Below are 24,745 nucleotides of genomic sequence, written 5' to 3'. Positions count from 1 at the left end.
GTTTCCGACTATCGGCGGGTGGTTCACCAATCCCGGGCGGGTGAGGCTGCGGTGGTCCCGATCACCCTGTGAGACGAGGTGGACCCCGTGCGCACCATCCGAGTCGGCGCCGCCCTGGCCTGCGCGACCGCAGCCGCCCTGACCGCCTTCACATCGCCCGCCGAGGCGACTGACTACAGCCCGCGCATCATCGACGGCGGTGACGCCGGCAGCGGGCCTTGGGCCGCCCGGCTGTTCTCCGACGGCCGGGAGACCTGCTCCGCCACGATCATCGCCGCCAAGTGGATCCTCACCGCCGAGCACTGCGTGGCGGGCGGCGGCACGCTGACCTTCCACATCGGCTCGCTCGACCAGACCCAGGGCGAGCAGGCCACCGGCGTCTCCGTGCACACCCACCCCACCGCCGACCTGGCGCTGGTGGAGCTCGACCACGACGTCCAGGCCACCTACGCCCCGCTCGGCCCGGGGTCCGCGGTCTCCGGCGGCCAGACCGTGCAGATCTACGGCTGGGGCGCCACCTGCACCGACCAGCCCGAGATCAACTGCCAGTCGCGCACCCTCAAGGTGGCCGACGTGACCGTCGCGACCACCAGCGGCTCGGACTACCGGGGCGGCCGGGCCGTCACCGTCACCTACGGCGACGGCATCGCCGCGGGCGGGGACTCCGGCGGCCCGATGTTCGCCACCAGCCCGGTCGACGGTCAGTACTACCAGGTGGGCGTGGCCTCGACGAGCGACCGCGCGACCACCAGCAACTACACCGCCACGTTCGAGTACCGCGACTGGATCACCCAGACGTCGGGCGTGTGACCCCGCCGCCCTGGCCGCCCCCGAGGGCGGCCAGGGCGCCGCCCGCGAGCCGGTAGACCGTCTGCCCGCCGAGGGGTTCACCGCCCAGCGACCGGTAGAACCCGATCGACGGCTCGTTCCAGTCCATGACGGCCCACTCCAGCCGCGGGTACCCCCGCGCCACGCACTCGGCGGCCAGCGCGGCGAGCAGCGCCCTGCCCAACCCGCCGCCCCGGTGCCCGGCGCGGACGATGAGGTGCTCCAGGTAGATCCCGTGCTCCCCGCGCCAGGTGGAGAAGCTGAGGAACCACAGCGCGCTGCCCACGACCTCGCCGCCGACCTCCACCACGTGCCCGAACAGCGCCGGGTCCGCCCCGAACAGCGCCCGGTGCAGCTGCTCCGCGGTCAGCTCGCACCGGTCCGCCGCGCGCTGGTAGGCGGCCAGCTCGTGCTCCAGCGCCACCACCGCGTCCACATCGGACTCCCGCACCCGGCGGACCGCCCCGCTCACGGGTGCACGTTCAGGCGCTTGATCTGCGGCAGCCCGTGCTCCTCGCCCAGCACCACCAGCCCGGCCGGGTCCAGTCCGAAGTGGATCCCGTAGGCGGCGTCCTGCCCCACCCACGTCGCCGCCAGCACCCGGCTGAAGTGCCCGTGCCCCACCAGCACCACGTCCAACCCGGCCGCCCGCGCCCGCGACAGCACCCGCTCGGCCCGCGCTGTCACCTGCTCCGCGGTCTCCCCACCCGGCGTCGGGTGGGTCCACACCGTCCACCCCGGCACCGTCTCCCGGATCTCGGCGGTGGTGATCCCCTCGTACTCGCCGTAGTCCCACTCGGCCAGGTCCTCGGTCGTCTCCGCGACCGCCAGCCCGGCCAGCTCCGCCGTGCGCACCGCCCGCTCGCGGGGGCTGGAGAGCACCAGCGCGGGGTGCTCCAGCATGCCCGCCAGCATCTCCCCCGTCCGCCGCGCCCGCTCCTCCCCCTCGGGCGTGAGCGGGATGTCGGACCGGCTCGTGTGCTTGCCGCTCTCGGACCACTCCGTCTGACCGTGCCGCAGCAGGAACACCGTGTTGGTCATGGCCCTGATCGTATGCCGCCCCGCCACCGCCCGCGTGGGGCGCCGCCGCAGTGGCGCGGGATCGGCCAACCCGCCGCTCGTGCCTGGTCACACCGCCATTCGCGGCACCACCAACGCGACTACCCGCACTCGTCCGAACCATGCACAGCGGAGCACCGCCGCGGTCATGTGGTGGGCGCGACACGCGCTCGGCCTAAGCGGCCGGCGTCACCCACACCGTGATGACCGCCCTGGCCACCTCGGTCCCACCCGTGTCCCGGATGGACACCGGCACCGGCAGCTCGAACGCGTCCCCGCCGAACTCCGGCACCACCACCTCCGCCGTCGCCACCAGCCCCGTCCGAGCCTTGGCGGTGTACTCCACCGACATCCCCTTCGGGATCCACCGGTGGCTCGTCGGCACGGTCGCCTCCGCCAACATCCCCATCGCGATCTCCGCCATGTTGCACACCGCGATCGCGTGGAACGTCCCGATGTGGTTGTGCACCCCCCACCACTTCGGCGCGCTCACCACCGCCCGCCCCGGCCCCATCTCCCGCACGAACGGCAACACCGTCCGGAAGTAGGGCACCCGCACCATCGCCGCCGCGGAGAACAGCACCTTGCCCAGCGGCTTCCCCTGGACAGCCCGCCACGCCCGGAACGTCAACGTCTCACCCACGCCGCGAAGCTACTGACGAGTAACGCCCCTGGCAACCCCCCGAACGGCGCTGCCAGCCGACAAACCTGGCGGTCAGGTCCACCACGATCCGGAATCGCTCGTGGACCGCACCCGCGCCGAACGCACGCCGCCGATCAGTTGAGTACGTCGGCCTCGGTGAACTCCCGGACGAGGTGCATCCCGAGCACCCACCGCAGGTCCGCCCCGAACCACACCACTTGGGGTCCGATCAGCACCGGCCCGTTCTCGGTGGGGCGGTAGAGGTTGCCGCGCACGCCGGCGATTGGCATGGCCCAGGCGCGGATGAGGGCGTGCCCTTTGCGCATGGCGGGGCACCGTTGTGCGGAGACCTTGACGCAGTTGCGGCAGATGGGTGGTTCGGTGACCGCCATGCCGTTGGGCCAGTCCGGCCAGTCGTTGCGGTGGTCGCGCAGCATCCAGAGGACTCCGCCGTCGGGGTCGCGGTCGGCGGGGTGGGCGCAGACCTGGCACAGGAGTTTGTCCATGGCGTGTCGCTGGCGGGGGCTGTGTACTTGTCCGAACAGCGGCCTGCCCCGCCCGTAGGCGCGCTTCTGCCTGGTCCAGAGCAGCCCTCGCGAGTCGCGATCCTGGGGCCGCTCGTCGACGAACGCGATCCCCGGTCCGGCCTTGCGGTCGACGACCCGTTGCCGCTTGCTTTCCTCGCCCGACCAGGTGGTGATGTAGGGGACCTGGGGCACCAGCTGAGGCGGAATGCGGTTCACCTGCCATCACCCCCGGTGGCGCTGAGGTTGATCACGGCGGCTGGGAAGGTCGTGTCGGGCTCCCACGGGTCGGCTGCCAGTGCGCTGAGCAGAGCTGATCCGAGCGCGGTGCTCTGCCCGGCCCGCAGGGACGGGAACCAGCCGAGGCTCCACTGGAGGCCCCCGTTGACGATGACGCGGACGTCGTCGGCGGTGTGGCCGCGCAGTTCCAGGATGAGCGTTCCGCCGTCGGGGGAGCGGCGGACGAGCGTCTTGCCGTCCTCGATCGACTCGAACCAGGTCAGCAGCTCGGCGCAGGTCTGGGCGAGGGTGCCGCCGCGCAGCCGCACGCGCACCGGGTACTCCTGCGCGGTCACGACGGAGATGGACGACGGCTGGGCGACCACGTGGGCGAACCGGGCCAGGTGGTCGTGCAGGGCCGCGACCAGCTCGGACGCGGTGGGCAGGGGGAGCGAGATGGCCTGCGCGCTCACCGGCCGCCCTCCCTGCGCCCGGCCACGTGGTCGGCGAAGGCGTGCCAGTGCCCGGCCTGTTCGTCGAAGACCTCCGCCGCTGCCTGCACCGCCGCCACGCTCCACCAGGGCAGACCCGGCACGTTCGAGATGGCGCGCCACGTCTGCGCGACCGCTCCCGACGCCTCCGCGATCACCCGGGCCTCACCGGCGCCGGTGGCGCGCACCGCGACCGTGCGGACGTACTGCTTGTAGGAGTCCTCCCAGCGCGAGGACAGCGGCTCGGGGATGAGGTCAGCGAGCTGCGGCAGGGAACCGGTGTGCTGGTCGGCGGGGTTCGCGCTCACAGCTGCGTCCCCGCGTTCGCGAGCTGCTGCCTGCCGTCGCTGATGGCCTCGCACAGCCGGCCCAGGGCCGCCGCGTTGACCACGAGCACGACCGGGAACCCCTGGCCGCGTTGGATCTGGATGACTGGCATCGCTGTTCCTCCTGGTCGCAGCCCCGGGCCACTCCAGGGCATGTACCCAATGTCGGTGAAACAGCAGGACGCGAGCACCGCACAGCGGGACATCTCAGGACGTCCTGGTTAGGGTCGAGACGTCCCTAGACGTAATACCGGGGGTACCCGTGCCCAACGAACGCCTGCGTGATGCCCTCCACCGGAACGGCCTGGACCTGACCCACGTGGCCCGAGCGGCCAGCGTCGACCCCAAGACCGTCGAGCGCTGGATCACCCAGGGCCGCACGCCCTATCCCCGTCACCGCCGCACCATCGCCACGCTCGTGCGCGAGTCCGAGAACTACCTGTGGCCCGACGCGGTGGCACCAGACCGCAAGGCCGAGATCGGCACCTCCGAGATCGTCAAGGTCTACCCGCACCGCCACTCCGTCCCTGCCGAGCTGTGGGAACACCTGCTGGCCGGAGCGGAGCGCCACATCGAGCTGCTGGTGTACTCCGGCATGTTCCTCACCGACAACCCCCGCCTCGTCAAGCAACTCCGCGCGAAGGCCGAAGAAGGAGCGAGGATCCGGATAGCCCTGGGCGACCCCGTCAGCCGCGAAGTGACCAAGCGCAGCGTTGAAGAAGGTATCGGCAAGGGCACCCTCGCCGCCAAGGTCCGCAACTCACTGGCGTTCTTCAAACCTCTCGCGGATACTCCCAACATCAGCATCCGCTGCCACGGCACCACCCTCTACAACAGCCTCTACCGCTTCGACGACGACATGCTCGTCAACACGCATGTCTACGGCTTCATGGCCGCTCACGCTCCCGTGATGCACCTCCACAGGCTCTCCGGGGGCGACCTCTTCGAGACCTATTCCGAAAGTTTTGCCAGCGTCTGGGACACCGCCAAACCCCCGAAATGGTGATAACCACATGGCCCGGATCGACTACCTCGACGACCCCGATGCGCCTGAACCCAACTCCATCGTCGTCGCCGTCACCGCCTACATCGAAAACGAGGACGGAGACCTCCTCCTCATACGCCGCACTGACAACGACCTGTACGCCATCCCCGGCGGAGCCCTCGAATACGGCGAAACGCTGTCCGGGACCGTCATCCGCGAAGTCAAAGAAGAGACCGGTGTCGACGTGGAGGTCACTGCCCTCATCGGCGCCTACAGCAACCCCAACCACGTCATCGCTTTCACAGACGGCGAGGTCCGCCAGGAGTTCTCCCTCTGTTTTCGCGCCACCCCCACCGGCGGTGAGCTGCGCACCAGCACCGAGAGCAAAGAAGTCCTCTGGGTCAAACCCGACGAACTCGATGGCCTCAACATCCACCCCAGCATCCGGCTCCGCATCCAACACGGCCGCGAGAACCGGACCACGCCCTACTTCACCTGAGAGAAACCAGCCGCGCCTCAGTCCGCTCCACGGCCCCGCGCAACTCGGGCTCAGCAGCCCGGATGAACCGCGTCACCACATCGCCGGGGCCGTACCGCTCCTGGATCTCCGCGATCCGCACCTCGAACGGCACCACCTCGCCATCCGGCGACGTCGTCATGTCCACCCACCACAACGCATCCCTCAGCGCCGTCCGCTCGTCCTCCCACAGCGCCAGTTGAGGCCCGAGGCCGCGAAGGTCGGCCTCAAGCCGAGCGCACGAATGGTGTGCCACCAGGTGACACAGCCGGTCGGGGTAGCCGAGCCCGGATAGGAAGCGAGCACCGTCAAGGGGGTGAAACCCGGTCAGGCCAGCCGCATCGCAGTACCCGACGTCATGCAGCAAGGCCGTCACCACCAGCAAGTCCCCGTCTTCGCGCGAGAACAATGGTCTGACGGATTCGGCGCGTTCCTTGGCGCCCCGAAGGTGCGCGAACCGCCGAGGCTGCCTCTCCTTCAACTCCGACCGGACCAGCTCAACAGCTTGGTCAAGCAGCGTTTCGGCCGAGGAAGGCATGCCATGGACCCTATCTTCAGTTCCGCGCGCAGGCCGAGTGGCGCTCCGGCACGGGGACGTTCACTCAGCGGCGTAGTCCTGCCGTGGCCAGCACCTCGATGAACAGTCCACACCGGAGCGCCCGGGGTCGTCCCCGGGCCGTGCGAGCACGCTGGCCAACGACGAACGGCGCTGACCAGCGGAGACGTCTCCGCTGGTCAGCGCCGTTGTCAGCGCTGCGGCGTCAGGCCTTCTTGGTCTCCCAGAAGATCTTGTCGATCTCGGCGATGAGGTCCAGCAGGGCCTGGCCGGTGGCCGGGTCCATGGAGCCCTTGGTGCCGCTGGCGCCCGCGGCCTTGGTGGCGCGGTTGAACAGGTCGTGCAGGTCGGGGTACTTCTCGAAGTGCGGCGGCTTGAAGTAGTCGGTCCACAGGACCCACAGGTGGTGCTTGACGAGATCGCTGCGCTGCTCGGCGATGAGGATGGCGCGGGTGCGGAACTCGGGGTCCTCGTTGTCCTGGTACTTCTGCTGGATCGCCTTCACCGACTCCGCCTCGATGCGGGCCTGGGCGGGGTCGTACACGCCGCACGGGAGGTCGCAGTGCGCGGTGGCCTCCAGCCGGGGGGTGAAGAAGCGCGACAGCAGTCGCATGGTTCCTCCATGAGCCAAGGGGGTGCTCCGACGCGTCCGACCCTACTCCCGGGGGGCGCCGGGGGCCGGGGGAGGTGGTCGGGGATGATCAGCGCCATGCAGGTGTTCCGCCGCTGGTCACCGGTGGCGCTGGTGGCCGTCCGGGGGGCGTCGATGTCGCCCGCGCTCGCGCCGGGGGACGTGGTGGTGGCCACCCGGGGGCGGGGGCGGGCCGGTGCGGTGGTGCTGGTCACCTGGGACGCGCGGCCGGGGCAGCTGTCGGTGAAGCGGGCGGTGCGGCCGGTGGGGCGGCTCTGGCACGTCGAGGGGGACTTCGCCGGGGCGTCGACGGACTCGCGCGAGCTGGGGCCCGCGCGGGTGCGGGGGGTGGTGCGGTGGCGGCTGCGGCCGCGGCCGGGTCGGGTCAGGAGGACTTGAGCTCGGCGTAGCGGGCCAGGCAGTCCTCGTAGCGCGGCAGCAGCCCGGTGGCCAGCGCCTCGGCCAGCGACGGGGCCTTGGCGTCCTTTTCGGACAGGATCGGCTCGACCCCGGTGGGCCAGGGCAGGCCCAGCTCCGGGTCCAGCGGGTTGATGCCGTGCTCGGCGCCGGGGTTGTAGCCGGTGGAGCACAGGTAGTTGACCACCGTGGCGTCCTCCAGGGCGACGAACCCGTGGCCGACGCCCTCGGGCACGTACACCCCGCGGAAGCCCTCGGGGTCGATGCGCACGGTGTCCCAGGCCCCGAAGGTGGGCGAGCCGACCCGGATGTCGACCACGAAGTCGATCGCGGAGCCCGCCGCGCAGTAGATGTACTTGGCCTGGCCGGGGGGCACGTCGGCGAAGTGCAGGCCGCGCACCACCCCGCGCCGGGACAGGCTGTGGTTGGTCTGGGCGAGGGTCAGCCCGAACCCGACCGCTTCGCGGAACGCCTCGGCCTGGAACGGCGAGGCGAACACGCCCCGGTCGTCGGGGAAGGACCGGGGGGTGAACTCGAAGGCGCCCGGGACGGCGAGCTGTCGTGCCTGCATGGGGCCGCAGTCTAAGCAGCGCGCGCCCCCGCGCGGCCCTCACCCGCGCGGGGGAGGAGACCCCGCTCACCCCTCCCGCCGCTGGTCCGGGCCGCCACACGCCCGCAACACGCGGAAAACACCAGGTACACGCCCAGTGCCCGGCCCAAACCGGACGGACGTCCGGTGACGTGGTGTCTGACCTGCGGATGTCCGACGCGCCGATGTGACCCCCGCCGCAGACACGCCGCCGCGGCGCCTGCCAGACTGGGGGGACCGCAGCGTCCGCGGACGCCGCCCCGCACCCCCGGGACGGTGACCGCTGCACGAGCACGGGTGGCGCCACCGGTCCCGCACCGCCGGGCCGCGGCCGCCCGGTAAGACCGCTCCGCGCCCCGGCGCGTCGAGCGGAGCCGCGATCCTGGAGGACGCACCCCGATGACCGCCCTGAACGAGACGACCATGGACCAGCAGAGCACCCTCACCGACGCCCCGATCACCGACGAGGAGATCTTCGCCGAGCACCTGGGCGGCAAGCTCGGCGTGTCGGTGACCCGGCCGCTGTCGGACAGCCGCGCGCTGTCGATCGCCTACACGCCCGGGGTGGCGAAGGTGAGCAGGGCGATCGCCGAGGACCGGGCGCTGGCGCGCAAGTACACCTGGACCTCCCGGCTGGTCGCGGTGGTCTCCGACGGCACGGCGGTGCTCGGCCTCGGTGACATCGGCGCGGCGGCCGCGCTGCCGGTGATGGAGGGCAAGGCGGCGCTGTTCAAGACCTTCGGCGGCCTGGACTCGATCCCGCTGGTGCTGGAGACCACCGACGTCGACGAGATCATCGAGACCCTGGTGCGGCTGCGCCCGTCGTTCGGCGCGGTCAACCTGGAGGACATCTCCGCGCCGCGCTGCTTCGAGCTGGAGGAGCGGCTGATCGAGGCGCTGGACATCCCGGTCTTCCACGACGACCAGCACGGCACCGCCATCGTGCTGCTGGCCGCGCTGCGCAACGCCGACAAGGTGCTCGGCAAGGACATCGCAGATCAGCGCGTCGTCATCGCCGGGGCGGGCGCGGCGGGCATCGCCTGCGCCAGGATCCTGCTGGCCGCGGGCGTGGGGGACGTGACCCTGCTGGACTCGCGCGGGATCATCCACCCGGGCCGCGCCGGGCTCAACCCGGTCAAGGAGCGGATGGCCGAGGTGACCAACCGGGCGGGCCTGCGCGGCGGGCCGGTGGAGGCGCTGCGCGGCGCCGACGTGTTCGTCGGCCTCTCCGCGGGCACCGTGCCCGAGGAGCTGGTGGCGAGCATGGCGCCCGGCTCGATCGTCTTCGCGCTGTCCAACCCCGACCCCGAGATCCACCCCGAGGTCGCCCGCCGCCACGCCGCCATCGTGGCCACCGGCCGCAGCGACTTCCCCAACCAGATCAACAACGTGCTGGCCTTCCCCGGCATCTTCCGCGGCGCCCTCGACGTCGGCGCCCGGCGGATCACCGAGCGGATGAAGCTGGCCGCCGCCGACGCCATCGCCGCGGTGGCCGAGGACGACCTGGGCCCGGACCGGATCGTGCCCAGCCCGCTGGACCCGCGGGTCGCCCCCGAGGTGGCCGCGGCGGTGGCTCGGGCCGCGCGGGAGGACGGGGTAGCCTGAGCCCCAGCGGGATGCTCGGCAGCGGTGCCCCACCCGCTCACACGAGGGTGGAGGGTTGCGCCGTGGCCGAGCACACCGTGCGCGCGGACATCGCCGCCGCGGTCGTGCCCGCGGACGCGGACCCAGGTCGATTTTCCGCTGCCGGGCTGGTACAACCGGGCGTGGTCAACTTCGCCGACGACCCGGCCGCCGAGCGCGAGGTGCTGCTGCGCGCGCAGCTCATCGCGCGGATGGGCAGCTGGACCGTCGAGCCGGGCACCGGACGGGTGTACCTGTCCGAGGGCCTGCGCAGGCTCTGCGGGCTGCCCGCGGCGAGCACCACCGAGGACCTCATCGACCTGGTGCACGCCGAGGACCGGGACGTGCTGACCGAGTTCAGCGCCCGGCTGCGCACCGACCGCACCGCCGCCCCGGTCGAGCTGGACGTGCGCGACCAGACCGGGGAGCGCTCCTTCCTGGTGCGCGCCACCGCCGAGTGGGACGACGCGGGCGAGCTGGCGGCGGTGCACGGCACGGTGCAGGACGTCACCAAGATCCGCGCCCTGGAGCGCCAGCTCAGCCAGGACGGCAGGCTGTTCCGCGAGACCCAGCGGGTCGCCAGGATGGGCACCTGGGAGTGGGACACCGAGACCGGCGAGTGCCTGTGGTCGTCGATGCTCTACGAGCTGGCGGGCGTCGACCCCGGCACCAAGATCACCTACGCCGACTACCTGCGGATCGTCCACCCCGACGACCGCACCTGGGTGGACCAGCGGTGGCAGGAGCTGGCCACCGCGCGCAGGCCGGTGGAGTGCGAGCACCGGGTGGTGCGCCCGGACGGCACCCGCCGGGTGTTCCGGGTGCGCGGCGAGGCCGCCGACTCCGAGCGCGCCATCATGATCGGCACCTGCCAGGACGTCACCGAGCAGCGCTCCACCGAGACCAGGATGCAGCGCTCGTCCAAGCGGTTCACCGACCTGGTGGCCATCACCCCGGTCGGCATCGCGCTGTTCGACGACGCCGAGCGGCTCGTCGACGCCAACGACGCGCTGTGCTCGCTGCTGGGCATGGGCCTGGAGCGGCTGCGCGGGATGACCGCCGAGCAGCTGACCCACCCCGACGACCGGGAGGCCCGCCGGGGCAGCTCCTCGGCGTTCCACAGCGGGCAGCGGGTGCTGGCCACCGCCGCGGGCAAGCCGGTGTACTGCGAGCTCAACGCCACCGTCTCGGTCACCGACGACGGCCGCCGGTTCTGGCTGGTGGTCTTCGCCGACGTCACCGACCGCCGCCGCACCGCCGAGCGGCTGCGCTACCAGGCCACCCACGACGAGCTGACCGGCCTGCCCGGCCGCGCCGCGGTCAAGGAGCTGCTGGCGGCCCTGCTCGGCGGCAGCGACCACGAGCGCATCGCCCTGCTGTTCTGCGACGTCGACAACTTCAAGCGGGTCAACGACTCGCTGGGCCACGACGTCGGCGACGAGCTGATCACCGCGCTGGCCCGCAGGCTGGAGCGCGGCCTGCCGCCCTCGTGCACGGTGGCCAGGATGTCCGGCGACGAGTACGTCGTCATCTGCTCCGACGTGGCCGAGGCGGGCGGGGTCGAGGTGCTGGCCAACCAGGTCGCCTCCCTGCTGCGCACCGCGGTCCCGGTGCGCGGGCAGCTGCTGCGGGTGTCGGCCTCGATCGGCGCCGCGGTGCCCAGCGGCCCGGAGACCACCGGCGCGGACCTGCTGCGCTTCGCCGACGCGGCGATGTTCGCCGCCAAGGCCCGCGGCACCGGCCGGGTCTCGCTGGCCTCCGACGCGCTGATCGCCTCGGCCAACAGCCAGATGCTGCTGGAGGGCCAGCTGCGCGAGGCCATCGCCAACGACCAGCTCGTGCTGCACTACCAGCCGGTCGTGGGCCCGGACGGCACGGTGCTCTCCGCCGAGGCCCTGGTCCGCTGGCCGCACCCCGAGCGCGGGCTGCTCATGCCCGGGGACTTCCTGCCCGTCGCCGAGCAGGGCGACCTGCAGGGCGAGCTGGACCGCTGGGTGCTGCGCACGGCCTTCTCCGAGGCCGCCGAGTGGCCCCAGCTCTGCGGCGGCGTGCTCGGCGGCGGCGTCGCCATCGCGGTCAACCTGGCGGGCCTGGTGCCCGGCGACCCCGACTTCGTCGACATCGTGTCCTCCGCGGTCGCCGCCACCGGCATCGCCTGGGACCGGGTCATCCTGGAGCTGGTCGAGACCTCCCTGATCGACCTGCCCTCGCGCTCGCGCGAGGCCATGGCCGAGCTGGTCGAGCGCGGCGTCCGCTTCGCCGTCGACGACTTCGGCACCGGCTACTCCTCGCTGGCCCGCCTCAAGGAGCTCCCCGCCCAGATCATCAAGATCGACCGCCGGTTCGTCTCCGGCGTGGCCACCGACGCCTCCGACTTCGCCGTCGCCCGCGCCCTGGTCGACATGGCCAGGGCCATGGGCCGCAGCTGCGTCGCCGAGGGCGTCGAGAACGCCACCCAGTTCCACGTCCTGCGCGGCGTCGGCGTCGACGCCTACCAGGGCTGGCTGCTCTCCCGCCCCATCCCCGCCAAGGAGTTCCGCGAGGTCCTCAAGCTCGGCCCGGTCCACATCCCCAGCGGAGCGTGAGCTGATTCCTCCCGCCGCCCACCCCCTCGTCCCCGCCCGGCACCGTCCCCGACCTGGCAGCGCGGGTTTCGGCGCCGTCCCTGACCTGACACCGACGGGCTTGGCGTTGTTCTGATCGGGTGCCCGCCGCCCACCGGGCTACGGGGTGGCGGCGGCGCGGAGGACGGCGCGGACGCGGTCGAGGGGGAGGTCGACGAGGCGGTTCTCCAGGTCGCGGTCGGACGGGGCGAGGGCGGCGACGCGGTCGCGGGCCTCGCGCTTGGTGAGGCCGGGGACCTCGCGGACCAGGGCCTCGCGCCAGGTGTTGGCGAGCTTGCCGTGGGCGCGGTCGAGCAGGGCGCGGGGGACGCCCGCGGGGTCGACGGGGGTGGCGGCGACGACGGCGTGCTTGCCGTCGGCGATGCTGCGGTGGAAGGTCAGGTCGAACTTGGGGGCGACCAGCTCGCGCAGGGCGCGCTGGGCCTCGGCGTTGGTGGTGTCGGGGTGGTTGTTGACCACCAGGGCGCCGACGCGGACCGCGGGGGCGGCCAGCAGGGTGCGGGCGAGCCACGGGCCGGGGTCGGCGGTGAGGTCGAAGGCGAGGGCCTGGCCGGAGCGGAACGGCTCCGCCCAGCCGGGGCTGTGCAGCACCGCGCGCGGGCCGGTCAGCTCCAGCAGGGCCGCGACGGCGGCGGCGGGGGCGGACGCGGACTCCACCGACTGCGGGCCGTGGGTGTAGATGCCCAGGCCCGCCTCGGCCAGCCGGGGGGAGCGGGTGGTGGGTTGCAGGACGTAGAGGTCCGAGGCGCTGCCGACGGCCTGGGCGCCGTGGTAGCGGTTGAACGACGGCAGCGCGGCCTCGAACACCAGGCCCAGGTCCAGCACCTCGCGCTGCACCTTCAGGCCCAGGGTGGGGTTGCGGGTGCTGTAGCCGTAGGCCACCAGCAGCCGCCCCTCCGGCGAGCGCAGCCCCTCGACGCCGCGGGCCAGGAACAGCCGCATGCCCTCGGGGGTGTAGGGCGGGTCGGTGAACACCAGGTCGGCCGAGCCGACGGCGGCGGGCGGGAGGCCGAAGCGGAAGTCGGCGTGCAGGCAGCGCACGTCCAGGTCGTGCTCGCGGGCCTGCGCGTCCACGTAGGACAGCAGCCGCTCGTCGACGTCGACGACCGTCGCGCGCAGCCCGGGGTTGGCCGCGCACGCCGCCAGCGCGGTGAGGTCGTGGTCGCCCACGCACAGCAGGTGGGCGTCCTCCAGCCAGTAGGTCCGGCCCAGCCACAGGGCCCGGCGGGCCATCGTCGCCGCGTCGGCCTGCACGTGGTCGAGGGCCTTCAACGGCACGGGGACACCGCGCAGGAAGGCCTCGCAGTGCGCCAGCACCGCATCGTGTTCGGCCGGGTCCGGGTGCACCGAAGCGGTGAAGTCGTCCCGTGCGCCCGGGGTCGCCCGGTAGCGGGAACCGTCGCGCTCCAGCTCGTCGCCCGCGGCGGCCAGCAGCTCCTCCACCGTGCGCCGCGGCTGGGCGCTGCGGCGCACCAGCTCGTCGAGGTCGAGCCAGTCGACCGCGAGGTCGGCCAGCAGCTCGCGCAGGGGGCGCGAGTGCGCGCCGCGGGAGTCCAGGAAGGTCGTCAGCGAGGGGCCCACAACCCCGGGAGCCTACGGAGGTCGACCCAACCGGTTCACCCGGATGGGAGATCAGCGCCCCCCGCCCGGCGGTCACATCCTGGAATGGGCCTGCTCCCGTGCCCCGATCGGGCTAGGGTCGTGCGATCCACGGCCGACAAGGTGCCGTGTCGAACGAGGGGCCCGAGTGATCGAGTTCCAGTCCGTGACCAAGCGCTACCCCGACGGCACGGTGGCGGTCGACGACCTGGACCTGGTGGTCGAGGACGGCAAGATCACCGTCCTGGTCGGCCCGTCCGGCTGCGGCAAGACGACCTCGCTGCGGATGATCAACAGGATGGTCGACCCCTCCTCGGGCACCGTCCTGCTCGACGGGCGCGACGTGCGCTCGCAGCCGCCCGCCGCGCTGCGCCGCGGCATCGGCTACGTCATCCAGAACGCGGGCCTGTTCCCGCACCGCACCGTGCTGGACAACGTGGCCACCGTGCCCGTGCTGACCGGCACCGACAAGCGGGCCGCGCGCGCCAGGGCCGCCGAGCTGCTGGAGGTGGTGGGCCTGCCCGCCGCCCTCGCCAAGCGCTACCCCGCCCAGCTCTCCGGCGGGCAGCAGCAGCGCGTGGGGGTGGCCAGGGCGCTCGCCGCCGACCCGCCGGTGCTGCTGATGGACGAGCCGTTCAGCGCCGTCGACCCGATCGTGCGCGACGACCTGCAGGAGGAGCTGCTGCGCCTGCAGTCTGAGCTGGGCAAGACCATCGTGTTCGTCACCCACGACATCGACGAGGCCATCAAGCTCGGCGACAAGGTCGCGGTGCTGCGGGTGGGCGGCGCGCTCGCCCAGTACGACACCCCGACCGCGCTGCTGGCCAGCCCCGTCGACGACTTCGTCGCCTCGTTCGTCGGCCGCGACCGCGGCTACCGGGCCCTGGGCTTCCTCACCGCCGACGGCGTGCCGGTCAACCCCGTCGCCAGCGTCGCCCTGGGCGCCGACGCCGAGACCGCCCGCGGCGGCCTGCGCGACGGCTGGGCCGTGGTCGTCGACGGCGACAACCACCCGGTCGGCTGGGTCAACGAGCACGTCCTGTCCGGTGTGGACAGTGTGACCGCCGACCGGCTCGTCGCGGGCGGGTCGCTGTACTCGGTCGACCCCGGGGCCGAGGGCGGCGCCGGGTCGCTGCGCACCGCCCTGGACGCGGCGCTGAGCAGCCCGTCCGGGGTGGGCATCGCCGTCGACACCTCCGGCGCCGTCGTCGGCGGCGTCACCGCGGAGTCGGTGGTGAGCGCGCTGGCCGAGGCCAGGGCGGCGGGCCGGGTGCCGTCGTGAGCTGGGTCGCCGCCAACCTCGACGCGCTGCTGCGCACGAGCCTGCGGCACCTGTGGCTGGCCATCGTCCCCGTCGTCATCGGGACGGTCGTGTCGCTGCCGCTGGGCTGGGCCGCCAACCGCTGGAAGGTCGCCAGGGCGGTCCTCGTCCCAGTCTCCAGCCTCATCTACACGATCCCGTCGCTGGCGCTGTTCGTGGTGATGCCGCTGGTCATCGGCACCCGCACGCTCGACCCGGTCAACGTCGTGGTCGCGCTGTCGCTGTACACGATCGCGCTGCTGGTGCGCTCCATCTCCGACGCGCTGGCCGCGGTGCCGGAGTCGGTCACCACCGCCGCCACCGCCATGGGCTACCGCCCGGCGGGGCGGTTCTTCGCCGTGGAGCTGCCGCTGGCGCTGCCGGTGCTCATCGCGGGCGTGCGGGTGGCGTCGGTGTCGAACATGAGCCTGGTGGCCGTCGGACAGCTCATCGGCGTGCTCAGCCTCGGGTTCTTCCTCACCGAGGGCGCCCAGCTGTCGAACTTCGCCGAGATCATCGCGGGCATCGTCGCCATCGTCGTGCTCGCCCTGCTGGTCGACGCGCTGCTGGCGCTGCTGGGCAGGCTGCTCACCCCGTGGACGCGGGTCGGGCCGAAGGCGGGGGCGGGCGCGTGAGCATCTTCGAGCAGGTCATCGCCTGGCTGACCGACCCCGCGCACTGGACCAACACCCTGGGCACCCCCGGCATCCCGCAGCGGCTGCTGGAGCACCTGCAGTACACCGCGCTGGCCGTGCTCGCCTCCGCCGTCGTGGCGATCCCGCTGGGCATGTGGATCGGGCACACCGGCCGCGGCGGCACCTTCGTCGTCGGCGTGGTGAACTCCTTCCGCGCCGTGCCCGAGCTGGGCCTGGTGATCCTGCTGGTGCTCTCGTTCGGCATCGTGCACGCGGTGTCGGCGCTGACCATCGCGCTGGTGGTGCTGGGCATCCCGGTGCTGCTCGCGGGCACCTACGCGGGCATCCGCAACGTCGACCGGTCCGTCGTCGACGCCGCCCGCGGCGTCGGCATGACCGAGTGGGAGATCCTGCTCAAGGTCGAGCTGCCCAACGCGCTGCCGCTGATCTTCGGCGCGCTGCGCGCGGCCACCCTGCAGATCATCGCCACCGTCAGCATCGCCGCCCAGGTCGCCCTCGGCGGGCTGGGCCGCTACGTCATCGACGGCTTCGCCTTCCGCGAGTTCGACCAGATGGCGGCGGGCGCGGTGCTCATCGCCGCGCTGGCGATCGCGGTGGAGGCGCTGCTCACCGGGGTGCAGTGGCTGGTGGTGTCCCCCGGGTTGCGCAAGACCCGCGCGCGGGCCTCGCGCGCGACGACCAGGACCGACCGGCCGGCGGTCGCGTCCGCAACGGAAAGCTGAACGAGGAGCCCGTAGATGAAGCGCGTTCTCACCGCGGCCGCGGCGGCCACCGCCGCGCTGCTCACCCTCGCGGCCTGCGGTGGGTCTTCCGACCCGCTGTCGCAGTCGTCCGGGGGCCCGTCGGGCAGCAAGGCCGCCTCCGACACCATCGCCATCGGCTCGGCGAACTTCCCGGAGAGCACCCTGCTCGCCGAGATCTACGCCGGCGCGCTGGAGGCCAAGGGCGTCAAGGTCACCAAGACGCTCAACATCGGCAGCCGCGAGACCTACTACCCCGGCCTGCAGGACGGGTCCATCGACCTGATCCCCGAGTACACCGGGTCGCTGCTCAAGCACGTCAACAAGGAGGACACCGCGACCTCCTCCGCCGACGTCTACGCCGCCCTGCAGAAGCAGCTGCCGGACACGCTGACGGTGCTGGAGCAGTCGCAGGCCGAGGACAAGGACGCCGTCGTCGTCAGCAAGTCCTTCGCCGCCGAGAAGAACCTCAAGAGCATCGACGACCTCGCCGCCGCGGGCCCGGTGACCTTCGGCGGCCCGCCGGAGTTCCAGAAGCGCGTCGACGGCCTGCCCGGCCTGGTGCAGCGCTACAACCTCCAGGTCAAGGAGTACAAGTCGCTCGACACCGGCGGTCCGCTGACCGTCGACGCGCTCAAGACCGGTGCCGTGCAGGCCGCTGACCTGTTCACCACCGACCCGGCCATCACCGCCAACGAGTTCGTGGTGCTGGAGGACCCGAAGAACAACTTCGCGGCGCAGAACGTGGTGCCGCTGGTGAACAAGTCCAAGGCGTCGGACGTGGTCAAGAGCACGCTCAACGCCATCTCGTCCAAGCTGACGACCGAGCTGCTGATCGAGCTGAACTCCAAGCTCGCGGCGGCGGACAAGCCGACGCCGCAGGCCGTGGCGAAGGAGTGGTTGGCCGCCAACGGCTTCTGACCTGGTTCTGCCGGTTGCTCTGGGGCCCGCGTCCTCTTGGGACGCGGGCCTTGGTGTTTCTCGGGGTGTGCGGGGGTGTCGCCTCGCCTTCGGCTTCGGCGTTGGTAGAGCCCGGTCGTTCGTGGGCTGGCTCGATGCGGTGGTCCTGTTTGGCCGGGGCCCCTGCGGCGATCATGTGCTCGGGGTGGGGAAAAGGTGAGGCCTGCGGCCCCACCCCCCGGTCGTGGGTAGCACATGATCGCCATCCCCGGCCAAACAAGACCACCGCATCGAGCAGTGGCGTAGCCGGGCTTCCTGGTGCGTAGGTGGTGGCGTTGGGGTGAAAGCGAATGAGAGCGAGCCGGGGGGAGTGTTGGGTGGGAGCGTGCGGTGGGGTGGGTTAGGTGGGGGTGGTCCTGCCGCCTATGCGGGTGCTGAGTTCGTCGGCGGCGTGCTGGGTGGCGTGGGCCAGATCGGGCCAGGTCTGGCCGCACTCGGGGGCGCACTCGTGGCGGAAGGTGCTGCTGATGGCGGCGATGGGGGTGCCGTTGTGGTCGCGGACCGGGGCGGCGACGGAGGCGTGGCCGGGGGTGACGTAGCCGTCCTCGACCGCCCACCCCCGTTGGCGTTCGCGGGTCAGCAGGGCGCGCAGCCGGGGGAGGGAGGTGGGGCCGCGGTCGGTGCGCCCGGTGAAGGACTGCCTGGTGGGGAACTGGGCGCGGACCTGCGCGGCGGGCAGGTGGGCGAGCATCGCGCGGCCGGAGGCGGGCAGGTGCGCCGGGATGCGCACGCCCACGTCGGTGACGGTGTGGGCCAGGGGTGGCAGCTCCCGGACCAGGTACAGGGTCTCGGCGCCGTGCAGGACGCCGAGGTGGGCCGCGCAGCCGGTGGTGCGGGCCAAGCGGGCCAGGACCGGGCGGCCGAGGCGTTCGAGGGGGTCGTGGCGGGTGTAGGCGGAGCCCACCTCGAAGGCCGCCACGCCCAGGCCGTAGCGGCGCTCCTCGGGCAGGTGGGTGACGAAGCCCGCGGCCGTCAGCTCGGAGAGCAGGTGGTAGGTCGTTGAGCGGGGGAGGCCGAGTTCCCGGGCCACCGCCGCCGCCGTGACCGGGCCCGCCTTGGTGGCCAGCAGGCGCAGCACGGCCAGCCCGCGGCGCAGCGCGGGGACGTCGCTGCTGCCACCCACACCCCGACCCTAGGCGGGTAGGGTCTGGGATGCCAGACGGTTGCACCCGATCTCCCCTCGTGCCGGGGGTGGGCCCTGGCCTGTGATGGGGGGCATGGAACGAGTCGTCGTCGGGGGTGGCCCGCTGGGGCGGGACCAGGTCGTCGCCGTGGCCCGGGGGCTGGCGGGGGTGGAGGTGGCCCCGGCGGCGCTGGCCGCGGTGGCGGCCACCCGCGCGCACGTCGAGCGGCTCGCCGACGCCCCGGAGCCCACCTACGGGGTGTCCACCGGGTTCGGCGCGCTGGCGATCCGGCACATCCCGCGCGAGCGGCGCACCGCCCTGCAGCGGTCGCTGATCCGCTCGCACGCCGCGGGCGCGGGCCCGGAGGTCGAACCCGAGGTGGTGCGCGCCATGGCCCTGCTGCGGCTCAAGACGCTCGCCTCCGGCCGCACCGGCGTCCGCCCCGACACCGTGCGGGCCCTGGCCGCGGTGCTCGACGCGGGCATCGTGCCGGTGGTGCACGAGCACGGCTCGCTCGGCTGCTCCGGCGACCTCGCCCCGCTCTCGGCCGTCGCGCTGGCGCTGATGGGGGAGGGGCAGGTGCGCGTCGACGGGGTGCTCACCCCCGCCGCCGACGCGCTCGCCGCCGCCGGGGTCGAGCCGGTGGTGCTGGCCGAGAAGGAGGGGCTTGCGCTGGTCAACGGCACCGACGGCATGCTCGGCATGCTGGCGCTGGCCACCGCCGACCTGCACCGCCTGCTCGACACCGCGGACCTGACCGCTGCCATGAGCGTCGAGGCGCTGCTGGGCACCGACCGGGTCTTCGCCGACGACCTCCAAGCCCTGCGCCCGCACCCGGGGCAAGCGCTTTCGGCGGCCCGGATCAGGGCGTTCCTCGCGGGCTCGCCCATCGTGCAGAGCCACCGCGGGCCCGACTGCACCCGCGTGCAGGACGCCTACTCGCTGCGCTGCGCCCCGCAGGTGCACGGCGCCGCCCGGGACACCCTCACCCACGCCGAGCTGGTCGCCGACCGGGAGCTGGCCGCGGCCGTCGACAACCCGGTGGTGCTCCCGGACGGCCGCGTCGAGTCCAACGGCAACTTCCACGGCGCCCCCGTCGCCTACGTGCTGGACTTCCTCGCCATCCCGGTCGCGGACGTGGCGGGCATGGCCGAGCGGCGCACGGACCGGATGCTCGACGCCGCCCGCTCGCACGGGCTGCCCCCGTTCCTGGCCGCCGACCCCGGCGTCGACTCCGGGCACATGATCGCCCAGTACACCCAGGCCGGGGTCGTCTCCGAGCTCAAGCGGCTGGCCGTGCCCGCCTCGGTGGACTCCATCCCCAGCTCGGCCATGCAGGAGGACCACGTCTCGATGGGCTGGTCGGCCGCCCGCAAGCTGCGCCGCGCCCTCGACGGGCTCACCACCGTCCTGGCCGTCGAGCTGCTCACCGCCGCCCGCGCCCTGGACCTGCGCGCCCCGCTCACCCCCGGCCCGGCCACCGGCGCCGCGGTCGACCTGCTCCGCCGCACCGTCCCCGGGCCCGGCCCGGACCGCCACCTCGCCCCCGAGATCGCCGCCGCCGAGGCGCTCGTGCGCTCCGGCGCCCTGCTCGACGCCACCAGGAGGTTCCTGTGACCACCCCCGGCCCGCGCCCCGTGCGCGCCGCCCGCGGCACCGCCCTGACCGCCCGCGGCTGGCAGACCGAGGCCGCGCTGCGCATGTTCCACAACAACCTCGACCCCGAGGTGGCCGAGCGCCCCGACGACCTGGTCGTCTACGGCGGCACCGGCCGCGCCGCCCGCGACTGGGCCAGCTTCGAGGCCATCACCCGCGAGCTGACCGACCTGCGCGAGGACGAGACCCTGCTGGTGCAGTCGGGCAAGCCGGTGGGCGTCCTGCGCACCCACGAGTGGGCGCCGCGGGTGCTCATCGCCAACTCCAACCTGGTCGGGGACTGGGCCACCTGGCCGGAGTTCCGCAGGCTGGAGGCCCAGGGCCTGACCATGTACGGGCAGATGACCGCCGGGTCGTGGATCTACATCGGCACCCAGGGCATCCTGCAGGGCACCTACGAGACCTTCGCCGCCGTCGCCGCCAAGCGCTTCGGCGGGACGCTGCGCGGCACCCTCACCGTCACCGCGGGCCTGGGCGGCATGGGCGGCGCGCAGCCGCTGGCCGTCACCATGAACGAGGGCGTCGCGCTGTGCGTGGAGGTCGACCCCGACCGCGCCCGCCGCCGCGTGCAGACCCGCTACCTCGACGAGCTGGCCGACTCCCTCGACGACGCCGTCGCCAGGGTCACCGCCGCCCGCGCGGCCGGGCGCCCGCTGTCGGTGGGGGTGATCGGCAACGCCGCCGAGGTCCTGCCCGAGCTGCTGCGCCGGGGCGTGGAGGTCGACGTCGTCACCGACCAGACCTCCGCCCACGACCCGCTGTCCTACCTGCCGCGCGGGGTCGACCTGGCCGACTGGCGCGACTACGCCCGCGACAAGCCCGACGAGTTCACCGACCGCGCCCGCGCCTCGATGGCCGAGCACGTCGAGGCCATGGTCGGCTTCCTCGACGCGGGCGCGGAGGTCTTCGACTACGGCAACTCCCTGCGCGGCGAGGCCCAGCTGGCGGGCTACGACCGGGCCTTCGACTTCCCCGGCTTCGTGCCCGCCTACATCCGCCCCCTGTTCTGCGAGGGCCGGGGCCCGTTCCGCTGGGCCGCCCTGTCCGGCGACCCCGCCGACATCGCCGCCACCGACCGGGCCGTGCTGGAGCTCTTCCCGGACAACGAGCCCCTGGCCCGCTGGATCCGCCTCGCGGGCGAGCGCGTCGCCTTCCAGGGCCTGCCCGCCCGCATCTGCTGGCTCGGCCAGGGCGAGCGCCACCTCGCGGGCCTGCGCTTCAACGAGCTGGTCGCCTCCGGCGAGCTGGCCGCCCCCGTCGCCATCGGCCGCGACCACCTCGACTGCGGCTCGGTCGCCAGCCCCTACCGCGAGACCGAGGCGATGGCCGACGGCTCCGACGCCATCGCCGACTGGCCCCTGCTCAACGCCCTGGTCAACACCGCCAGCGGCGCCACCTGGGTCTCCCTCCACCACGGCGGCGGCGTCGGCATCGGCCGCAGCATCCACGCGGGCCAGGTCACCGTCGCCGACGGCACCCCCCTCGCCGCCCAGAAGCTCGAACGCGTCCTCACCAACGACCCCACCATGGGCGTCCTCCGCCACGCCGACGCCGGCTACGACCGGGCCACCGAAGTCGCCACCGCCCACGACATCCCCGTCCCCATGTCCCGCCAATGACCCCACCCACCCCGACCTGTCCACACCCCCGCGCCACGACTCCCGCTCCCACCACCCCTTGCGGTAGCGTGGAAATCGGGGGTCCCCCGGCGCCTGTGGACACGTCCACCCATGGTCGCGCGAACGCCCCTATCCTGGCAGGTTCGCCTCTCGTCCCCTGTGGACAACCGACGCCGCTCGCCCGAGAACTGTCGTTCCCCTGTGGCAGAGTGGAATTCGGGGGTTCCCTGGGGGCTGTGGATGGGGGACGCCACGTTGGCGTAGTCCGCTCTACGCTGGTGGGTTGGCCTGTTTGCGCCCGTGCGCGGGCTGTGGATGGTTCGCGGCGACGCCGATCGGAACTGTCGTTCCCTCATGGCAAAGTGGAAATCGGGGGGTCCCCAGGGGCTGTGGATGGAGTTCGCCACGCTGGAGCGGTCGGCTCTAGGCTGGTGGGTTGGCCTGGGAGGGCCGGTGTGCGGGCTGTGGATGGTTCGCTGCGCGCGCGCCGGAAGCGTCGGTCCCCTCTGGCAGAGTGGAAATCGGGGGAACCCCCGGGCCTGTGGACAAGAACTCGGTGCGCCAGTCGGGACGTTCTACGCTGGGGGGTTGGGCTGTGACGGGGCTTGACGACATCGCGGGGGTCGGGGTGGACCGGCGCGGGGGGTTCTCGCGGCACGGGTTCACGCGGGTCGACGCGGAGCTGCGGGAGTGGTTCGAGGGCGAGGCGCGGCGCCGCGGGTTGGGGGTCGAGGCGGACCGCAACGGCAACATCTGGGCCTGGTGGGGGGAGCCGGGCGACGGGGCCGTCGTCACCGGCAGCCACCTCGACTCGGTGCCCGGGGGCGGGGCGTTCGACGGGCCGCTCGGGGTCGTGGCCGCCCTGCAGGCCGTGGACCTCCTGCGGGACAAGGGTTTCATGCCCCGCACACCGCTCGCGCTGGTGGTGTTCGTCGAGGAGGAGGGCGGCAGGTTCGGCAGTGCGTGCCTGGGGTCGCGGTTGATGACCGGGGCGATCGACGCCGACCGGGCGCGGGCGCTGACCGACCCGGACGGCACGACGTTGGCCGACGCGGTGCGCTCGGCCGGGCTGGACCCCGCCAGGCTCGGGCGCGACGACGCGGCGCTGCGGCGGATCGGGGTGTTCGTGGAGCTGCACGTGGAGCAGGGGCGCGGGCTGGTCGACCTCGGCGCGCCGGTGGGGCTCGCGTCGTCGATCCTGGCGCACGGGCGGTGGCGGTTCCGGTTCACCGGCGAGGGCAACCACGCGGGCGCCACGCTGATGGGTGACCGGCGCGACCCGGTGGTCGCCGCCGCGGCCACCGTCCTCGCCGCGCGCCGGGCCGCGACCGGCGGGGCCCGCGCCACGGTCGGGCGCATCCTGCCCACCCCGGGCGGCACCAACGTCATCGCCTCGTCGGTCGACCTCTGGCTCGACGCCCGGGCGGACGGCACGCCGCGCACGCGGGAGGTCGTCGCGGACGTCACCGCCGCCGCGCAGGCCGCCGCGGCCGACGAGGGGTGCTCGCTCCAGGTGACCGAGGAGTCCTACGGCGACACGGTCGTGTTCGACCGGGTGTTGGCTGACGACCTGAACGCCACGCTCGGCGACGTGCCCGTCCTGGCCACCGGCGCGGGCCACGACGCGGGCGTCCTCGCCGCGCACCGGCCGACCGCCATGCTGTTCGTGCGCAACCCCACCGGGGTCAGCCACGCGCCGGAGGAGCACGCCGAGCCCGCCGACTGCGCCGAGGGCGCCGCCGCGCTCGCCCGGGTCCTGGAGCACCTGGCCCGGTGACGACCTACTGGGCCGACCACGCCTGGCTGCCCGGCGGCCTCACCGCGGGCGTGCGCATCGACACCGCGGGCGGCACCATCACCGCGGTGTCCACACCGGACGAACCGGCCGGGACCCGGCTGCCGGGCGTGGTGTTCCCCGGCATCGCCAACGCCCACTCGCACGCCTTCCACCGGGCGCTGCGCGGGCGCACCCACGGCGACGGCGGCACCTTCTGGACGTGGCGCGAGCGCATGTACGACCTCGCCGCCCGCCTCGACCCCGACTCCTACCACCGCCTCGCCCGCGCCGCCTACGCCGAGATGGTGCTCGCCGGCTACACCGCGGTGGGCGAGTTCCACTACCTGCACCACGGCCCCCACGACGACCCGAACGCCATGGGCCACGCCCTGATCGCCGCGGCGCGGGACGCGGGCATCCGGCTCACCCTGCTCGACACCTGCTACCTCGCGGGCGGCTTCGACCAGCCCCTCGACCCGGTGCAGCAGCGCTTCTCCGACGGCACCGCCGAGGCCTGGGCCGAGCGCGTGTCAGCTCTGGAGCAGACCCCGACCACCCGCATCGGCGCCGCCATCCACTCCGTCCGCGCCGTGCCGCACGACCAGATCCCGGTCGTCGTCGCCGCGGTCGACGGCCCCCTGCACGTGCACCTGTCCGAGCAGCCCGCCGAGAACGCCGCCTGCCTGGCCCGCCACGGCCGCACCCCCACCCGGCTGCTGCACGACCTCGGCGCGCTCGGCCCGCGCACCACCGCCGTGCACGCCACCCACCTCACCGACGCCGACGTGCGCCTGCTCGCGGGCTCCACCGCCTGCTTCTGCCCCACCACCGAGGGCGACCTGGCCGACGGCCACGGACCCGCCCGCGACCTGCTCGACGCGGGCGCGGCCCTGGCCATCGGCAGCGACCAGCACGCCGTGGTCGACCCGTTCGCCGAGGCCAGGGCCCTGGAGCACGGCGAGCGCTTCCGCACCGGCCACCGCGGCAGGCTCACCCCCGCCCAGCTCACCACGGCCATGACCACCGCGGGCTACGCCTCGCTCGGCTGGCCCGGCGGCCTCGTCCCCGGCGCCCCCGCCGACCTGGTCGCCGTGCGCACCGACACCCCGCGCACCGCGGGCGCCCTGCCCGACCAGCTCGTCCTCGCCGCCACCGCGTCCGATGTGGACACCGTGGTGGTCGCGGGCCGCGAGGTCGTCCGCGGCGGCGCGCACGTCCTGGGCGACGTGGGCCGGGCGCTGTCCGACGCGCTGGGGGAGCTGTGGCCGTGAGCGGCGGAGGA

General features: G+C 73.4%; 26 protein-coding genes. 14 read left to right on the top strand and 12 right to left on the bottom strand.

Annotated features, from left to right (window positions below):
* Positions 1-87: 87 nt before the first annotated feature.
* A complete protein-coding gene (locus tag BJP25_RS22880) occupies positions 88-810 on the top strand; it encodes a S1 family peptidase (RefSeq protein WP_084794412.1) in 723 nt (240 codons plus the stop codon).
* Here BJP25_RS22880 and BJP25_RS33630 read toward each other — a convergent pair.
* The 7 genes from BJP25_RS33630 to BJP25_RS36315 form a co-directional block, all read right to left on the bottom strand.
* Complete coding sequence (locus BJP25_RS33630) at positions 788-1,300, bottom strand: GNAT family N-acetyltransferase (protein WP_075977070.1); 513 nt, start codon at positions 1,298-1,300, stop codon at positions 788-790. The genes BJP25_RS22880 and BJP25_RS33630 overlap by 23 nt on opposite strands.
* The gene (locus BJP25_RS33625) at positions 1,297-1,869 is read right to left on the bottom strand and encodes a histidine phosphatase family protein (RefSeq protein ID WP_075977069.1); all 573 of its coding nucleotides are present in this window, start codon (positions 1,867-1,869) and stop codon (positions 1,297-1,299) included. Before BJP25_RS33625 ends, BJP25_RS33630 begins: the two co-directional genes overlap by 4 nt.
* 193 nt (positions 1,870-2,062) lie before the next feature.
* A complete protein-coding gene (locus tag BJP25_RS22865) occupies positions 2,063-2,530 on the bottom strand; it encodes a hotdog fold domain-containing protein (RefSeq protein ID WP_075977068.1) in 468 nt (155 codons plus the stop codon).
* Between the two features lie 134 nt (positions 2,531-2,664).
* Entirely contained in the window at positions 2,665-3,249 is a 585-nt protein-coding gene (locus tag BJP25_RS22860) for a hypothetical protein (RefSeq protein ID WP_075977067.1), read from the bottom strand.
* 20 nt (positions 3,250-3,269) lie between these two features.
* Complete coding sequence (locus tag BJP25_RS22855) at positions 3,270-3,746, bottom strand: hypothetical protein (protein ID WP_075977066.1); 477 nt, start codon at positions 3,744-3,746, stop codon at positions 3,270-3,272.
* Positions 3,743-4,072 (bottom strand): hypothetical protein, encoded by a 330-nt coding sequence (locus BJP25_RS22850; RefSeq protein ID WP_075977065.1) that lies wholly within the window; start codon positions 4,070-4,072, stop codon positions 3,743-3,745. The genes BJP25_RS22855 and BJP25_RS22850 overlap by 4 nt, the downstream gene beginning before the upstream one ends.
* Complete coding sequence (locus BJP25_RS36315) at positions 4,069-4,203, bottom strand: hypothetical protein (protein ID WP_269844570.1); 135 nt, start codon at positions 4,201-4,203, stop codon at positions 4,069-4,071. Before BJP25_RS36315 ends, BJP25_RS22850 begins: the two co-directional genes overlap by 4 nt.
* 149 nt (positions 4,204-4,352) lie before the next feature.
* Between BJP25_RS36315 and BJP25_RS22845 the strand changes: the two genes are divergently transcribed.
* Positions 4,353-5,096 carry a DUF5919 domain-containing protein gene (locus tag BJP25_RS22845; protein ID WP_075977064.1) on the top strand — a complete coding sequence of 248 codons (744 nt, stop codon included), beginning with the start codon at positions 4,353-4,355 and terminating at the stop codon, positions 5,094-5,096.
* A gap of 7 nt (positions 5,097-5,103) precedes the next feature.
* Entirely contained in the window at positions 5,104-5,574 is a 471-nt protein-coding gene (locus tag BJP25_RS22840; RefSeq protein WP_075977063.1) for an NUDIX hydrolase, read from the top strand.
* On the opposite strand, the gene BJP25_RS22835 is transcribed toward BJP25_RS22840, so the two are convergent.
* Positions 5,567-6,130: an HD domain-containing protein gene (locus BJP25_RS22835; RefSeq protein WP_075977062.1), complete on the bottom strand. Its 564-nt coding sequence runs from the start codon at positions 6,128-6,130 to the stop codon at positions 5,567-5,569. The two genes, BJP25_RS22840 and BJP25_RS22835, sit on opposite strands and share 8 nt — an antisense overlap.
* A 223-nt stretch (positions 6,131-6,353) precedes the next feature.
* Positions 6,354-6,761 (bottom strand): superoxide dismutase, Ni, encoded by a 408-nt coding sequence (sodN, locus tag BJP25_RS22830; RefSeq protein WP_075977061.1) that lies wholly within the window; start codon positions 6,759-6,761, stop codon positions 6,354-6,356.
* Between the two features lie 84 nt (positions 6,762-6,845).
* On the opposite strand from sodN, the gene BJP25_RS22825 reads away from it, so the two are divergent.
* On the top strand, positions 6,846-7,178 hold the full coding sequence (locus tag BJP25_RS22825) for a S26 family signal peptidase (RefSeq protein ID WP_233158220.1): 333 nt from the start codon (positions 6,846-6,848) through the stop codon (positions 7,176-7,178).
* Here the strand turns inward: BJP25_RS22825 and BJP25_RS22820 are convergent.
* Positions 7,165-7,767, bottom strand: coding sequence for a dTDP-4-dehydrorhamnose 3,5-epimerase family protein (locus tag BJP25_RS22820; protein WP_075977060.1), 603 nt, complete (start codon positions 7,765-7,767; stop codon positions 7,165-7,167). The two genes, BJP25_RS22825 and BJP25_RS22820, sit on opposite strands and share 14 nt — an antisense overlap.
* A gap of 417 nt (positions 7,768-8,184) precedes the next feature.
* Here BJP25_RS22820 and BJP25_RS22815 point away from each other — a divergent pair, with 417 nt between their 5' ends.
* Together BJP25_RS22815 and BJP25_RS22810 are read left to right on the top strand one after the other, a co-directional pair.
* Positions 8,185-9,390: an NAD(P)-dependent malic enzyme gene (locus tag BJP25_RS22815; RefSeq protein WP_084794410.1), complete on the top strand. Its 1,206-nt coding sequence runs from the start codon at positions 8,185-8,187 to the stop codon at positions 9,388-9,390.
* Positions 9,391-9,452: 62 nt separating this feature from the next.
* Complete coding sequence (locus BJP25_RS22810; protein ID WP_233158219.1) at positions 9,453-11,993, top strand: sensor domain-containing protein; 2,541 nt, start codon at positions 9,453-9,455, stop codon at positions 11,991-11,993.
* 138 nt (positions 11,994-12,131) lie between these two features.
* Here the strand turns inward: BJP25_RS22810 and BJP25_RS22805 are convergent, their stop codons facing one another.
* Positions 12,132-13,613, bottom strand: a complete 1,482-nt coding sequence (locus BJP25_RS22805) for a bis-aminopropyl spermidine synthase family protein (RefSeq protein WP_075977059.1) — start codon at positions 13,611-13,613, stop codon at positions 12,132-12,134.
* Between the two features lie 166 nt (positions 13,614-13,779).
* On the opposite strand from BJP25_RS22805, the gene BJP25_RS22800 reads away from it, so the two are divergent.
* Genes BJP25_RS22800 through BJP25_RS22785 form a run of 4 tightly spaced genes read left to right on the top strand, consistent with a single transcriptional unit; the run spans position 13,780 to position 17,248 of the window.
* Positions 13,780-14,913: an ABC transporter ATP-binding protein gene (locus BJP25_RS22800; protein WP_075977058.1), complete on the top strand. Its 1,134-nt coding sequence runs from the start codon at positions 13,780-13,782 to the stop codon at positions 14,911-14,913.
* Positions 14,910-15,566, top strand: a complete 657-nt coding sequence (locus tag BJP25_RS22795) for an ABC transporter permease (RefSeq protein ID WP_075977057.1) — start codon at positions 14,910-14,912, stop codon at positions 15,564-15,566. The genes BJP25_RS22800 and BJP25_RS22795 overlap by 4 nt, the downstream gene beginning before the upstream one ends.
* Complete coding sequence (locus BJP25_RS22790; RefSeq protein WP_075977758.1) at positions 15,563-16,309, top strand: ABC transporter permease; 747 nt, start codon at positions 15,563-15,565, stop codon at positions 16,307-16,309. The genes BJP25_RS22795 and BJP25_RS22790 overlap by 4 nt, the downstream gene beginning before the upstream one ends.
* 15 nt (positions 16,310-16,324) lie before the next feature.
* Positions 16,325-17,248 (top strand): ABC transporter substrate-binding protein, encoded by a 924-nt coding sequence (locus BJP25_RS22785; RefSeq protein WP_075977056.1) that lies wholly within the window; start codon positions 16,325-16,327, stop codon positions 17,246-17,248.
* Positions 17,249-17,627: 379 nt separating this feature from the next.
* On the opposite strand, the gene BJP25_RS22780 is transcribed toward BJP25_RS22785, so the two are convergent.
* Positions 17,628-18,410, bottom strand: a complete 783-nt coding sequence (locus BJP25_RS22780; RefSeq protein WP_075977055.1) for an IclR family transcriptional regulator — start codon at positions 18,408-18,410, stop codon at positions 17,628-17,630.
* Positions 18,411-18,504: 94 nt separating this feature from the next.
* Between BJP25_RS22780 and hutH the strand changes: the two genes are divergently transcribed.
* From hutH to BJP25_RS22760, 4 genes are all read left to right on the top strand, one after another.
* Positions 18,505-20,028: a histidine ammonia-lyase gene (gene hutH, locus BJP25_RS22775; RefSeq protein WP_075977757.1), complete on the top strand. Its 1,524-nt coding sequence runs from the start codon at positions 18,505-18,507 to the stop codon at positions 20,026-20,028.
* Positions 20,025-21,686 carry a urocanate hydratase gene (gene hutU / locus BJP25_RS22770; protein ID WP_075977054.1) on the top strand — a complete coding sequence of 554 codons (1,662 nt, stop codon included), beginning with the start codon at positions 20,025-20,027 and terminating at the stop codon, positions 21,684-21,686. The genes hutH and hutU overlap by 4 nt, the downstream gene beginning before the upstream one ends.
* A 595-nt stretch (positions 21,687-22,281) precedes the next feature.
* Positions 22,282-23,463: an allantoate amidohydrolase gene (locus BJP25_RS22765; protein ID WP_075977053.1), complete on the top strand. Its 1,182-nt coding sequence runs from the start codon at positions 22,282-22,284 to the stop codon at positions 23,461-23,463.
* Positions 23,460-24,734 carry a formimidoylglutamate deiminase gene (locus tag BJP25_RS22760; RefSeq protein ID WP_075977052.1) on the top strand — a complete coding sequence of 425 codons (1,275 nt, stop codon included), beginning with the start codon at positions 23,460-23,462 and terminating at the stop codon, positions 24,732-24,734. The genes BJP25_RS22765 and BJP25_RS22760 overlap by 4 nt, the downstream gene beginning before the upstream one ends.
* The last annotated feature ends 11 nt before the right edge of the window (positions 24,735-24,745 follow it).

Source organism: Actinokineospora bangkokensis, assembly GCF_001940455.1.
GTDB classification, from domain to species: Bacteria; Actinomycetota; Actinomycetes; order Mycobacteriales; family Pseudonocardiaceae; genus Actinokineospora; species Actinokineospora bangkokensis.
The sequence above is the reverse complement of the archived record's forward strand: the minus strand, read 5'-3'. Positions and strand labels throughout refer to the sequence as shown.